Here is a 13,155-nt window from a genome sequence, read left to right as displayed (position 1 = left end):
TGCGCATGAGACGCACTCGCACACGTTTCTTCCGGTTATCCGAGAACGCGTTCGCGCAGCAGCCGGTTCAGCAGGTCGGGGCGGTCGGTGACCAGCCCGTCCACGCCGAGATCCAGCAGCCGCCGCATCTCCGCCGGATCGTCGACGGTCCACACGTGGACCTCCACGCCCCAGCGGTGCGCCAGCGCGACGAACCGCTCGTCGACGACCTCCAGGCCCTGGTGCCGCACCGGCACCTGCACCGCCGCTCCCCGGATGAGCTTGTGCCGGAACCACATCCCGGCCCGCGAGCACGCCCACAGCGCCGCGACCCCGCGCTGACCGGTGGAGGTCAGCAACCGCTCGCCGCCGACCTTGCGCAGCAGGCTCAGCCGCCGGTCGTCGAACGACGCCAGGCACACCCGGTCCCAGGCGTTGTGCCTGCGCAGGGTCCGCAGCACCGGTCCGGCGGCGCTGTCGGCCTTGACGTCGATGTTGAACAGCAGGTCCGGGAACTCCTCCAGCGCCGCGTCCAGGCTCGCCACCGGTTCCCGGCCGCCGATGCGGGCGCGCGAGACCTCGGAGAACGGCAGCCGCGCGATCTCCCCCGTCCGGTCGGTGGTGCGCTGCAGGCTCGCGTCGTGGTGGACGACCACGACGCCGTCGGCGGTGGCGTGCACGTCGGTCTCGACGTAGCGGTAGCCCTCGTCCGCGGCGGCGCGGAACGCGCTCAGCGAGTTCTCCATCTCGGCGAGATCGCCGAGGTGCCAGCCGCGGTGGGCGAACGCGCGCGGCCACGGCCCGTCCAGGAAGGGATGCGTCACGCGTCCCACTGTCCCTCACCCAGGTGACCGCCGGGTGACCGGCCGGTGGACGTCACCTCGGTGTGGCGGGTCGGTGAAGATCACCGGGATTGACTAACGTGATCAGCGTGGACAACCCCGTCGAGCCGACCCGACGAGCTCGCCAGGTGCGGCACTGCGCCTGGTGCGGCAGGCGCGTGCCCGATTCCGGGCGCCAGGGCAGGCCGCGCCTGTACTGCGCCCAGTCGTGCCGGCAGCGCGCCTACGAGCGGCGCACGGCGGTCCAGCGCGGCGGGCTCCCCGAGGACTCGGTCGTGCTCTCGGCCGTCGAGCTCGCCGACCTGCAGGACCGGCTGTTCCAGCTGCGCTGCGCGGCCGAGGACGTGGTGACCGCGGTCGACGACGACGCCGACCACGCCGACGTGCGCAAGCTCGCCGCCCAGGTCGTCGACGTGGCCGCCGAGCTCGAACGCCTCCGCTGATCACCGAGGAACCCGCCCCGGCCCCGGGGCAAACGGAGCATTGAGACGACATGACCGGGTGGCAAGATGAGATGAACCCCGGTGGCGAGGAAACGACGGTGCCCGCACGTCCCGCGGTCCGCGGCTTGCGCCGCGTCGACCTGCTCAGTCCCGACCCGATCGATGCTGCCTTCTTCTACCGCGCCGTCCTCGACTGGTCCCCGGTCCCGGCCGGTCCCGGCCTGGACTGCTGGGTCGGCAACCGCCGCTGCGCGTTCATCCGCAAACCCCGCGCCGACGAGAGCACCGGGTTCCGGCTGGTGTTCGCCGGAGCGCCGATGGACTGCTCGCTGACCGGCCCGGACGACGCGCTCGCCCAGGTCACCAAGGGTCGCGCCCAGCACGGCCCGATGGCCCCGGAACCGCGCCCGGGAGAACCGTGCTGGGCGGAGCTGACCACCACCGACACCGCCCGCGCCGACGCGTTCTGGGCCGACACCCTCGGCTGGGAGGTCGAGGGGAACACCTACACCTCGGCGGGCCGCGCCGTGGCCGGGCGCAGCGCGGGCACCACCGATGCGGGCTGGCTGTGCTACCTCGCGGTCACCGACCTCGACGAGATCGAGCGCTACGCCGCCGAGCGCGACGGCGAGGTCCAGCGCCGCACCCACCCGGTGCTGGGCAAGACGATGCTGCTCACCGACCCGTGGGGCGCCCGCATCGGCCTCGCCGAGACCGCGGCCTGGGGCTAGCCGAGTTCTCCGAGGACCCGGTGGGTCCGGTTGGCCTTGACCGACAGACGCTGCTCGCGGGCGGTGACGTCGATGTAGGTCTGGCTGGAGTTGATCGAGGAGTGCCCCAGCAGCTTGGCGATCTCGGCGGCGCTGGCACCGTCCTCGGCCAGGCGGGTGGCGAAGGTGTGGCGCAGCGCGTGCACCATCGCCCCCGGCTGCACCCGGTCGGACACGCCCGCGGCCTGCAACGACCGGCGCACCAGGTATTGCAGGCCGCCGCGCTGCAGCTTCTCGCCGCGGTGGTCGACGAACAGCGGCTCGGCGCCGGGCAGCCGGTTGCCGAAGCGGCGCTTGCGAGTGCGCAGGTAGTTCTGGATGAGCCCGTCGAGGCTGTCCTCGATCGGGATGGACCGGCTCTTGCCGCCCTTGCCCTGCACGTGCAGCCGCCGGTCGCCGCCGCGCCCGGCCAGCGACGCCACCGTCAGCTCCAGCAGCTCCGCCGAGCGCACGCCGGTGCACAGCAGCGTCGCCAGGATCGCCAGGTCCCGCTCCGGCCACGGGTTGCGGGCCTTGCGGACCCCGGAGGCGACCTGCTTGAGCAGGCGTTCCGGGGTCTCCTCCCCCTGCAGCGGCTTGGGCGTGGCCGGGGCGCTGCGAGGCTTGGGCACCACCTGCATCGGGTTGCCCGGCACGGCGCCTTCGATGACGCCGAAGCCGAACAACCCGTTCCACGTCGACCAGGCCCGCGTCACGGTCGCCGCCGAGCGCTGGGCGGCGAACCGCGCGAACGCCGAGCGCAGCACCGAGGCGTCGAGGTCGGCGACGGGCAGCCGGTCCGACGGCGTGCCGGTGAGCTCGGCGAGCTCACCGGCCACCGACTCGAGGTCGCGGCGGTAGGCGCGCAGCGAGTTGGCGGCCAGTTTCCGAGCCTGCAGGTGCTCCAGGTAGCTCTCCACCAAGCGCGCCAGGTCCACGCGACACCTCCCGAAACGATGATCAACTACGGGAGATGAAACCAGACGCCACCGACAGTCAGCTGTTGCGGATGAACCGGTCCAGCACCCGCACGCCGAACTTCAGCGCGTCGACCGGGACCCGCTCGTCGACGCCGTGGAACAGCGCGGAGAAGTCCAGGTCGGCGGGCAGCTGCAGCGGCGCGAAGCCGTAGCAGTTCATGCCCAGCCGCGCGAAGGACTTCGCGTCGGTCCCGCCGGACATCATGTACGGCAGCGCCTTGGCGCCGGGGTCCTCGGCCAGCAGCGAGGCCTGCATCTGCTCGACCAGCCGGCCCTCGAACTTGGTCTCCACCGGCGGCAGCCCGACCCACTCGCGCTCCACGTCGGGGCCCAGCAGCTCGGCGAGCTCCCGGTCGAAGGCCTCCTCCCGGCCGGGCAGGATGCGGCAGTCCACCGCCGCCTCGGCGACCGAGGGGATGACGTTGTGCTTGTACCCGGCGGTGAGCATCGTCGGGTTGGCGGTGTCGCGCAGCGTCGCCCCGATGATCCGGGAGATGTTGCCGAGCTTGGCCACCGAGCCCTCGAGGTCGTCCTCGGGGAAGTCCCAGCCGGTGATCTCGCTGACCCCGTCCAGGAACTCCCGCACGCTGTCGCTCATGATCAGCGGGAACCGGTGCTGCCCCAGCTTGGCCACGGCCTCGGACAGCTGGGTGACGGCGTTGTCGGAGTGCACCATCGACCCGTGCCCCGCCCGGGCCCGCACCCGCAGCTTCAGCCAGCGGATGCCCTTCTCGGCGGTCTGCACCAGGTAGGCCCGGACCCCGTCCTTGAGCGTCAGCGAGTACCCGCCGACCTCGCTGATGGCCTCGGTGCAGCCCTCGAACAGCTCCGGCCGGTGATCCACCAGCCACTGCGCCCCCTGGAAGCCCCCGGCTTCCTCGTCGGAGACGAACGCGAAGACGATGTCGCGCGGCGGCACGATGCCGTCGCGCTTGTAGCGGCGGGCGATGGCCAGGCTCATCGCCAGCATGTCCTTCATGTCCACGGCCCCGCGCCCCCACACGTAGCCGTCCTGCACGGCCCCGGAGAAGGGGTGCACGGACCACTCGGCCGGATCCGCGGGCACGGCGTCGAGGTGCCCGTGCACCAGCAGTCCGCCCCGCGACGGGTCGGCCCCGGGCAACCGCGCCACCACGTTCGCCCGCCCCACCTGGTCGCCGGCCTCGACGTAGGTCACCTCGTACCCGACCTCGCTCAGCTTCTCGGCCACGTACTCGGCCGCCGCCCGCTCGGGCACGAGGGTGTCGGCGTCACCCGTGTTCGTGCTGTCGATGCGAATGAGGTCGCTGGCCAGCTGGACGACCTCGTCCTGCGCCAGCGCCAACCCCGCTTCCTGATCACTACCGGAGATCCCGTTGTGCTCGCTCACCAGGCATTTCTATCACCCGAGACGCAAAGAGGGGGGTCCCTGCACGGGCCTGTTGACCATGAGCTAATCTATTAACACAACACAGCGGGAACGCCCCGGAAACGGCGGTGACCCGAGATGTCCGAGTGGCGGAATGGCAGACGCGCTAGCTTGAGGTGCTAGTGCCCTACTAATGGGCGTGGGGGTTCAAGTCCCCCCTCGGACACGCGCACTAACACTACGGCCCAGATTCACGGCGGTTTCGACCGACCTCGAATCTGGGTCGTAGGTCATTTCCAGGCCGATCTTCTCGTAGAGCTCCTGCAGCTTGTACGGGTCAGCCCTGTTCAACGCTCTCCCGACATCACCGAGCGAGTCGAGCACAGCGTGGAGATCGGCATCGGTCAGAGCGTCGGGCTTCGGCGCGTTGGCGAGCTCGGCCTGAGCGGCTTCCCTCTCCGCCTGGGCCTCGTTGACCGACTCGACCAGAGCCACGGGATCGACTCCGGCCTTGATCGCGTCCTGCAGCCGCCGCAATTTCCGCTCCGCATCATTCAGCCGCTGTTCAACGACCTCCCGCTCGTTCAACGAAGAACCCTTCCGCTGAGATTCCAAGAGGCCGGCCACGGTGCGGTCCCGGTTGGCCCGATCGAACAGACCACCGAGCCAGGCGTTGAGCAGTTCCACCACCGGCGCTTCTGGCAGGTACACGTTCTTCGGGTGACGTTCCAACACCGCCGAACCTGGCACGAGCGTGCGCGCCGAGCAGCGATAGTAGGTGCGCGGCCCCCGAGGACTCCCCTCCATTCGACGCGAGCAGTAGGCGCAGCGGACACGTCCGCGCAGCGGGTAGGCACGCTTGGTCGAACTCTTCGGTCCGCGCTCGAGCTTGCGCCGCGCAGCCAACCCACCCGCTGCCCTGGAGCGCCTTCGCAACTGAGCCTCGACGAAGGTCTCCACCGACACGATCTCCGGGTGAGCCGGCTTGCGCGACCTCACCACCGACTCGGCACCGGCTCGCCGGAATCTGATCACGTGGCCCGCCGCTACGTCGTCGGGGTCGAGCAGCGTCTCCTGCCGCGTCCACCGGCCGAAGAACGCGTAGCCCGTGTAGCGCGGGTTGTCCAAGATCGCCCTGACCGTGCTGCCCTGCCACCCATCAGCCAGACGATGCCGGTTCTGCTCCGGGCGCCGAGCCGAGGGACAGGGGATGCCGTCGCGGTTGAGCCCATTGGCGATCGCTCGATCACCCCTGCCGCCCAGGTACTCGGAGAAGATCCGGCGCACAACATCCACGACCTCATCGTCGATCGCGAGCACCTTCAGCCGATACCCGTCAGCCGCCCGCGAGGGATTCGGGTGCGGACCGGCATCGACGACCTTGTAGCCGTACGGTGCCCGGCCGCCCTGGTGACGTCCTTCGTTGAGCACCTGCGCGTCCATCGCCGCTCGCACCCGCGCCTGAACGTGCTGACGCTCCGACTCGCTCATCCCGCCGAGCACGTTCATCAGCATCTTGTGCGACGGGTTCCGGGCGTCGAACTTCCCACCGAGCTCAGGCACCCACAGCTCAACCCCGTAAGCGGCGAACTTCGGAGCGATCAGCGAGAACTGGTTGCCGAACCAGCACCGCGTCCCCTCACCCACCACGACCGCGTTCCACCCGCGGTTCGGGTCCTTCAACGCCGTGAGCAGCCTCCGAGCCTCGTGACGCCGTTCCCAGGGCACCGACCGCGACTGGCCGATGTCGAAGTACTCGGCCGCGATCGTGCCGCCCAACGGCTCGACGAACTTGCTGGCGTTCCCGAGCTGCCACCCCAGCGATGTCTCGGGGTCCTGGTTGTCCTCGGTCGAGCAGCGCCCGTAGAACGCCACCGGACCGATCCCCTCCTCAACAGGTTCAACCGCGTCGACGCCGAGAAGATCGTCCAGCGTCGACCAGGGATCTCCGCTGATTTCAGCAGTCATGTGTTCCCTTCGTCCAGAGGTCGTTCCAGAGCCTCGACCTCGGTCAGCTCGATCAGTACCGCTAGCAGTATGCGGCTCGCTTCCTGCGTCAGTACAGGCAACTCGTCGGGAACCCGAACCGTGACGGGATCGGCCTTCCGGCCGTCGGCTGTCATTCCTGATCAGCCTCCGCCTCACCGTTCGAGCTGATTTCATCAGACATGCGCTCGACAGCGGCGCGGATGTCGGCGGTGAAGTACCCGCGCACCCGCCGGAGATCCCCGGTGTGATCGGGGATGCGGTGTCTGGTCGGTCGGCACTCGAGCTGTCCCATCTGCTTGGCGAAGGTGCCGGGATCGACTTCCAGTGCTTCGGTCAGTTCGGCGCTCGGCACGAACTCGCGCTGGTCGAGCTCGTCTCCGAGGTGGTCCACGACGGACGCGAGCGGCTCAGGCAGGTCCACGAGCGCGCGGTCGGATCCACCAGACCCGGTGCCCAGCGCCTTGACGACCGCCGCCCGGTCGATCGCCCGCGGCCTGTCGTCACCGGCCGCATGGCCGCTCAGCGTTCCCGCGGCCTCGCGCAGCGCCCGGCCGCGCTCGCAGATGGACCTCCACCCGGCGTTGTCCATGTAGAAGGTCCGCACGGTCACCGCGACCGCGTCGCCACCGGATTCGGCCTCGCCATCGGGTCGGAGGATGCCCACGCCCTTGTGGCTCGGCAGCAGCGTCGAGGCGTCGAAGCCCCGGGTGTTCATCTGCTCGCCGAGGACGATGTTGGAGTCCCGCCAGTCCATCACCCGGAGTGCGAAGCGCGAGCCCAGCACTGCGCGCAGCCGGGACGGGATGGTGGTGGAGTCCGGTCGCTGCGTGGCCAGGACGACCACGATCCCGACGGCCGGCCCCTTCCGGGCGAGGTAGGTCAGCAGATCCGCGATGTAAGCGCCAAGAGTCGTCTTCTTGCCTCCGACTTCCTCCTTGGCCGGGTTCTCCAGGTAGACCTGAACCTCGTCGATGATCACGGCGGTGATGGGCATGCCCAGTTCGCGATCCCGCGAGATGGCCGGGGTGATCTTCGACTCCGGGCAGATCTCGTCGTCGAGCGCGGACATCCGGGAGAACCGCGCCTGCACCTCGGCGACCAGCTCGACCAGGTGGTCGCGGACGGCTTCGGCCTGTTCTTGCTCATCGCCGCAGACGTAGCGGTGGGCGACTGCTTCGGCTGCCTGCCAGTCCTTTCCGCCTTTGCCGTCGAAGATGTACAGCTGCGTGAACGGGTCGAGGATCAGGCCCGCAGCGGGCAACCGACTGGCGCAGGTCTTGCCCTGCCGAGGGATCGATCCGACGATCAGCGACGTCCACACGAGCTGCAGGTCGATCCGACGACTGCGAGCGTCCCGTCCGAACGGAATGGCTCGCCAGGCATCCCAGTACTCCATGTCCAGCAGCGGGAACCGCAGCGCGGGACCTGAGTACGGGTCCTCGTCCGCCACCCACAGGAACACCCGGCCGGCATGACCGCCTCTCCCCCGGACTCGCTCCACGATCAGCTGCAGCTCGTCCACGGCCAGTGCCGATGCGAGTGCGTCGCGACGCTTGAGGACGTCGGCAGCTTTGCGCGTCGCCGGGAGGTCGACGGTGACGGCCCAACCGGAGCCGTCGTGGGCTGCGCGTTCGACGAGGCGAAGCGACTCGTCCTTGCCGATCAGCTTCGCGTCCCGGAACGCGTCGACGAGCATCTGCGGATCCATGGTCCAGGTCAGCGTCCGGGGCCCGGCGAGCACGGGCTTGCGCCCGGGCGCCCCGTCCTTCCTGCGTCCGTACACGGCCAGTGCGATCGCAGTGAGCCCAAGCGCGGCCCACATGGCACGTCCGCCGTACACGGCGCACCCGACAGCGAGCACAGCGCCGGCGGCCAACACGACCGCACCGGTCACCTTCCAGCGGAACAGGGTGAGTTCGCGGATCTCCACGAACTTGTCGGCCAGCTTCTCGGACTGCTCGGCGGCCTCGCGGTAGTCGTGAACGCGGACCCACTGCCGCCAACCGCGAACCGCGGCCACGAGCCCCCGTCCGACGGACCGGATGAACCGCCAAGGCGCTCGGATCAAGAACGCCAACGCGTCCACGAGCGCGTGCTTGGCAGCTCGGCGCGACTTCAACCCGGCGGGCACGCGCGGTGAACGCAGCCACCAGTTCATGAACCGTTGCCCACGGGTGAGCTGCGGTTCGGGTTCCGGGACCTCATCGATGAGCTCGGCGTCGAAAATGTGCCGTTCCACCTCTCCCGTCACCGCCGAGGCAGGCGTCGTGTTCTCGTTCATCGCTGCTCCACCTCCGCGGTCAGAGCAGCCGCGAGCCTGGACGACAGTCCGCGCGAACAACCTGTGACCTCGCGGATCCAGGCCGGCGTGACGGTGATGTCCGGACGCCATTCCTCGCGAGCTCGGCCGAGGTACTCGTCGAAGGTGATGCGCCGCTTGGGATCCGGTGAACGACGGACAACCGGTTCCGGCGCCGACTCGCTGTCGGCGTTCACGGACGCCGCGCGGACGGCTGCGGTGAGCTTGTCGCGGAGGTCGGTCACCGCCTCGGCCGCGACGAAGACGACCAGTGGCGGCACGGAGTGCAGCACCACCATGTCCGCGCTGCGAGCCGCGTAGGCACCCCAGGTGTTCATGACGTACGTGGCCGCGAGCGTGAACCACTTGGCACCACGAACCCAGCCACCGGTGCGGATCCCGCAGCGGGCCGTGACCTGCTCGGCCCGCAGGATCGCCAGCAGCACCAGCGACACCATCGGGTCGAGCAGCCACGCGGCCAGCCACGGCAGCGACCAAACCGGAGCACCGTTCGCGGCGAAGCTCTGGACGTTGGTCATGGTGAACGCAAGGCCGAGCAGGATTCCGCTCCAGCACAACCGGTCGACCTGCTTGCGAACCTGCTCAACGACTTCGGCGTCGGGGCGGGTGAGCGGCCGGCGCCGCTCACCCGCGGTCTGCGGCGCGCTCATCGGCGCCGCCCCTTCTTCTGCTGCGGCATCTCGACGGCGGTCACGGTCAGCGCCCTGGTCAGCGTGTACGACGCGAACAGAGCCGGAACACCGAGCACTGCGAGCAGCAGGCCTTCGCTGCCGGGGTGCTTGATCACGATCCACTGCACGCCGACGATCGCCGCAGCCGTGACCAGCACCCGCCCCGTCAGGGACATCAGCCGGACGCTCGACCGCGCGGCTTCGCTCGCTCGCCGGGTCGCCTTGGCGCTCGCCCGCCACACCACGACCAGTGCGAGCAAGCCGCCGAGCACGGCCAGGACTTCCACGGGAGTCAGCTGGAGCATCATCGGTCAACACCCCTCTCAGCACGCTCACCGCGGCGGAGCCAGTGCGGGTGCAGTTCCCGACGGTCGTCCGCGGACATCCCGCCCCAGACGCCGACGGTGTCGGCGCCTCCGGTGCGGAATTCCAGTTCGAGGCATTCGTCGGCGACCCGGCAGCCCTGGCACATCGCGCCGGCGAGTTCGCGGTCGGTCAGACGCTGGTCCTGCCACGCGGGCTCGGCCGGGAACTCCCTCATGCAGAGCCCGTTCCCGCGGACGCAGTCACCGAGCAGCTGGGTCGGCGCCCAGCGCAGGCGATCCAAGCGCCACGCGATCCCGATCAGCCAGAGGTCGTTGTAGGTGGTCATCACTTCCGACCTCCGCCCTGGGACGCCGCTGCCCCGGCCAGGAGTCGGGTCAACTCGCTCGCGGGGATGGCGAGTCGACCGCTCCTGCGTTCGGCTCGCAGTTCACCGACTCGGATCGCGCGGGAGAGGGAGGACGGGTGGAGGTTGAGGATCCAGGCGGCCCGGCGGACCGAGTAAAAGTCGCGGCGGCCGTTTTTCGACGTGGAGGTACCCATCGGAGAAAGCCCTTCAGAAGATTTGGAAGCTGATTTCATCAGTTATTTACTGATTTCAGCTCTCAATAAGCATGAGAATTCCGGGCCGCGCCTTTTCAGGCGCGGTCATGTCACGAAATGCGTCACGGAACGGCTAACCTCTGCGCGGAGGCGGAGCGCGGAGGAATAGGTGTCGGAAGACTGGGCGGCGGTCGCCAAGGCCATCAACGGGCGCGTGAACGAGCTCGGCTGGCGACAGCGGGAGCTCGCGGAGCGTTCGAACGTCTCGCAGGCGATCGTCCGCGAGATCCAGCACCACGTGGTGGAGCGCAGACGCAGCGCCCGCACGCTGGAGTCGCTGTCGATCGCGCTCGGCTGGCACCCCCAGCACCTGCTTTTCCTGCTGCAGGGCCGAAAGCCGCCCGAAGCCGACGAACCGATCTCGGACAGCGCCGACACGGTCTGGTCCCGCTTGGACTCGCTCGAGCAGCGCATGGAGGAGATCACCGAGCGGCTCGACGACCTCAAGGGCGACCTCGCGACGGTCATCGAGCACGTCCGCAAGAACCGTTAGCGCCGGGTGGTTCCGCTTGCTGATCGCTTCGTTTTCCATGCCTTCAATTCCAGGCCGAAGCGGCCGGGAAACCGATGCGGAAAAACCCCTCAGCCAGTGCTCAAACGATGCTCAACCAGTGCACAAACCCACCGCGGAGGGCCGGACGCGATGAATTTGGTGTCCACTTGGACGGGGCGAACCGCCTGCGCGCTGCAGGCCGCCATGCGGATGAGCAACGACGAGTTCGCCTCCCACCTGGGGATCGGTTTGCGCACGGTCGCCGGCTGGCATGAGAAGCCGAACCGCCGGCCGCAGTCGGAGATGCAGCGCACCCTGGACACCGCCCTGGCCCAGGAAGACGACGCGATCAAGAACCGGTTCGCGGAGCTGCTGAAGGACACCGCCGATGCGCCCGCAGAGCCGGCGGTCGATGAGGCCGCGGCGGCGGATGCCGAGAAGCGCCTCAGCGCTGATCCCGACATCGGCTCTGCTCTCGAATGGCTGGACGAGCACGCCGGATGGACGCCCGGGACCGCGCGCAGGGAGGTCGCATCGCGGTTGGCCCGGCTCGACGTGAGCGAGCTGGAGGACAGGGCTGGCCGCCGGGGACGCGTTGATCAACGCAGCATCGCCGAAGTGCTCGGCAGGTACTACGGCACGAAGACCGGCGAGCACGGCCGGTACGCGGCCCGCTACGACGATGCCAGCACCGAGACGAGCGTTCTGACCTGCCCTGACTGGCTCGATCTCGCGTGCCCGCTGTTCGCGGCGCACGACCGGCTCAAGGCCACGAACTCAGCGCGCGACATGTTCGCCGAACTCGACCCCGGCGCTGCCGGCCGCGCAGCGCAACGACTCGCCGAGACCCTGGCCATGGGGACGCGGCTGGTCGACAAACCGCTGTACCGCCTGCTCGACATCTCCCCATCGCCGGACGCGATCAACGGGCTGGTGGGCACGTCGCGGTTCGTCGAGTACGCGGTCACCATGGACCTGCTCGAGGGCGAGCTGATCGACGCGATCTCAGCCGACGCCACGACGGCCCACCAGTCGCTGCCGCTTCGCGACGAATACCTGCCCGACACCGACTCGGTGACCGACGTGGCCAACCGGCTCTGCGCCGGCGGGCCGCTCGCACTGTTCGCGATCGCCCGGCCTGCCAGCCCGTTCCGTGGCGAGGCCGACTACGTGCTCCTGGTGCAAGAGCGCTCGGGCAACGTGCTCAACGCAGCACGCCGGCTGGCGGTCATCCCCAAGGGCTTCCACCAGCCGATGACCGATCTGCGCGTCGACGCTCAGATCGGCGCGACTCTGCGGCGGGAAGTCGAGGAAGAGCTCTTCGGCCGAGACGAGATCGACAACACGACCAACGAGCAGCGCTCCGCCGACCCGATGCACCCGAGCCGGGTGTCGGAGCCGATGCGATGGCTCATGGAGGACCCCAGCCGGCTCCGCATGGAGTGCACCGGGTTCGGCCTGAACCTCCTGAACGGCAACTTCGAGTTCGCCAGCCTGATCGTCATCGACGACGAGGAGTTCTGGGAGCGCTACGGAGGCCGGGTCGAAGCCAACTGGGAAGCGGCGGGCCTGCACCAGTACTCGAGCCGTGACGGCGACCTGATTTCCGAGCTCATCGCTGATGTAGCGTGGAGCAACGAAGGGCTCTTCGCCCTGTTGCAAGGACTTCGACGGCTCGCCCAGATCGGCGGCGACCGGGTGAGTCTGCCGTCGATCGAATGGGAGGTTCGGTAGTGAGCCGCAACTGGCACCACGGAAACGCTGCAGAAGACGGCAGCGAAACCCGCGGCTGGCTGCTCGGCCACTTCATCGACCCCGCCGAAGGCGGAGTCCGCTCCACCAAGGACCTCGAAGTCAAGTGGGGCACCCATCCCGCCGGCGACAAGCGCCCCGAATGGACCACCGACGACCAGCGCACGACGATGCTGCTCCTCGTCGAAGGCCACTTCCGCCTGCACCTCACCGAAGGCACCGTCGACCTCGCCAAGCAAGGCGACTACGCGGTCTGGGGCCCCGGCATCGACCACTCCTGGGAAGCCATCACGGACGCCGTAGTGGTCACCGTGCGCTGGCCATCTGCATCGAACTAGCCGGGAGAGCCTCTGTCCTCACCCCTTCAACCTGTTGATAGTCGGTGGAGTGAGGACAGAGCAGCCATGACCAGACCGCAGCGATGTACAAACGCAGTCACTTGCTCAAACCTCTGCCCCCGTCGACAGTAGTCTTAGCTCCGGGCGCGGCTCCGCCGACAGCTTCGAGCGAGCTGGCTCCGGCCAGTCGGGGACATTCTCCAGACTGCCACCGAAGGCAAGCACAGTCTGAGAGCCTGTTCCTGAACTAGCGAGTGAGGCGCTTGCTGATGGTGTGGATCATGGCCCAGCGGACCATGGCTTCGTGGTGTTCGGGGCGGCGTT

13 protein-coding genes and 1 tRNA gene are annotated in these 13,155 nt (G+C 69.0%); 6 read left to right on the top strand and 8 right to left on the bottom strand.

Annotated elements, in window-relative coordinates:
- Nucleotides 1–35: 35 nt before the first annotated feature.
- A complete protein-coding gene (locus tag BM424_RS19680) occupies nt 36–803 on the bottom strand; it encodes a glycerophosphodiester phosphodiesterase family protein (protein WP_093420209.1) in 768 nt (255 codons plus the stop codon).
- A 107-nt stretch (nt 804–910) separates the two neighbouring features.
- Here BM424_RS19680 and BM424_RS19675 point away from each other — a divergent pair, with 107 nt between their 5' ends.
- Both BM424_RS19675 and BM424_RS19670 read left to right on the top strand, forming a co-directional pair.
- Entirely contained in the window at nt 911–1,264 is a 354-nt protein-coding gene (locus tag BM424_RS19675; RefSeq protein ID WP_093420650.1) for a hypothetical protein, read from the top strand.
- Nucleotides 1,265–1,362: 98 nt separating this feature from the next.
- The gene (locus BM424_RS19670; RefSeq protein WP_245775987.1) at nt 1,363–1,995 is read left to right on the top strand and encodes a VOC family protein; all 633 of its coding nucleotides are present in this window, start codon (nt 1,363–1,365) and stop codon (nt 1,993–1,995) included.
- On the opposite strand, the gene BM424_RS19665 is transcribed toward BM424_RS19670, so the two are convergent.
- Both BM424_RS19665 and BM424_RS19660 read right to left on the bottom strand, forming a co-directional pair.
- Nucleotides 1,992–2,951 (bottom strand): tyrosine-type recombinase/integrase, encoded by a 960-nt coding sequence (locus tag BM424_RS19665; protein WP_093420205.1) that lies wholly within the window; start codon nt 2,949–2,951, stop codon nt 1,992–1,994. The genes BM424_RS19670 and BM424_RS19665 overlap by 4 nt on opposite strands.
- Nucleotides 2,952–3,009: 58 nt before the next feature.
- The gene (locus tag BM424_RS19660; protein WP_093420203.1) at nt 3,010–4,362 is read right to left on the bottom strand and encodes a M20/M25/M40 family metallo-hydrolase; all 1,353 of its coding nucleotides are present in this window, start codon (nt 4,360–4,362) and stop codon (nt 3,010–3,012) included.
- A 119-nt stretch (nt 4,363–4,481) separates the two neighbouring features.
- Here BM424_RS19660 and BM424_RS19655 point away from each other — a divergent pair.
- Nucleotides 4,482–4,567: transfer RNA gene (locus BM424_RS19655), tRNA-Leu, on the top strand.
- Here the strand turns inward: BM424_RS19655 and BM424_RS19650 are convergent.
- The 5 genes from BM424_RS19650 to BM424_RS19630 form a co-directional block, all read right to left on the bottom strand.
- Nucleotides 4,549–6,309, bottom strand: a complete 1,761-nt coding sequence (locus tag BM424_RS19650; protein ID WP_093420201.1) for a recombinase family protein — start codon at nt 6,307–6,309, stop codon at nt 4,549–4,551. The two genes, BM424_RS19655 and BM424_RS19650, sit on opposite strands and share 19 nt — an antisense overlap.
- Nucleotides 6,310–6,460: 151 nt before the next feature.
- The gene (locus BM424_RS19645; protein WP_093420199.1) at nt 6,461–8,611 is read right to left on the bottom strand and encodes an FtsK/SpoIIIE domain-containing protein; all 2,151 of its coding nucleotides are present in this window, start codon (nt 8,609–8,611) and stop codon (nt 6,461–6,463) included.
- Nucleotides 8,608–9,300 (bottom strand): hypothetical protein, encoded by a 693-nt coding sequence (locus tag BM424_RS19640; RefSeq protein ID WP_093420197.1) that lies wholly within the window; start codon nt 9,298–9,300, stop codon nt 8,608–8,610. The genes BM424_RS19645 and BM424_RS19640 overlap by 4 nt, the downstream gene beginning before the upstream one ends.
- Complete coding sequence (locus tag BM424_RS19635) at nt 9,297–9,629, bottom strand: hypothetical protein (protein ID WP_093420195.1); 333 nt, start codon at nt 9,627–9,629, stop codon at nt 9,297–9,299. The genes BM424_RS19640 and BM424_RS19635 overlap by 4 nt, the downstream gene beginning before the upstream one ends.
- The gene (locus BM424_RS19630; RefSeq protein WP_093420193.1) at nt 9,626–9,973 is read right to left on the bottom strand and encodes a WhiB family transcriptional regulator; all 348 of its coding nucleotides are present in this window, start codon (nt 9,971–9,973) and stop codon (nt 9,626–9,628) included. Before BM424_RS19630 ends, BM424_RS19635 begins: the two co-directional genes overlap by 4 nt.
- A 384-nt stretch (nt 9,974–10,357) precedes the next feature.
- Here BM424_RS19630 and BM424_RS19620 point away from each other — a divergent pair, with 384 nt between their 5' ends.
- The 3 genes from BM424_RS19620 (at nt 10,358) to BM424_RS19610 (ending at nt 12,831) form a co-directional block, all read left to right on the top strand.
- The gene (locus BM424_RS19620) at nt 10,358–10,741 is read left to right on the top strand and encodes a helix-turn-helix domain-containing protein (RefSeq protein ID WP_093420189.1); all 384 of its coding nucleotides are present in this window, start codon (nt 10,358–10,360) and stop codon (nt 10,739–10,741) included.
- Nucleotides 10,742–10,891: 150 nt separating this feature from the next.
- Complete coding sequence (locus BM424_RS19615) at nt 10,892–12,475, top strand: transcriptional regulator (RefSeq protein WP_093420187.1); 1,584 nt, start codon at nt 10,892–10,894, stop codon at nt 12,473–12,475.
- Nucleotides 12,460–12,831, top strand: a complete 372-nt coding sequence (locus tag BM424_RS19610) for a signal peptidase I (RefSeq protein WP_093420185.1) — start codon at nt 12,460–12,462, stop codon at nt 12,829–12,831. Before BM424_RS19615 ends, BM424_RS19610 begins: the two co-directional genes overlap by 16 nt.
- Nucleotides 12,832–13,155 lie beyond the last annotated feature (324 nt).

Origin of the sequence: Saccharopolyspora flava (genome assembly GCF_900116135.1) — a bacterium.
GTDB lineage: Bacteria > Actinomycetota > Actinomycetes > Mycobacteriales > Pseudonocardiaceae > Saccharopolyspora > Saccharopolyspora flava.
This window is presented reverse-complemented; position numbering and strand designations above follow the sequence as displayed.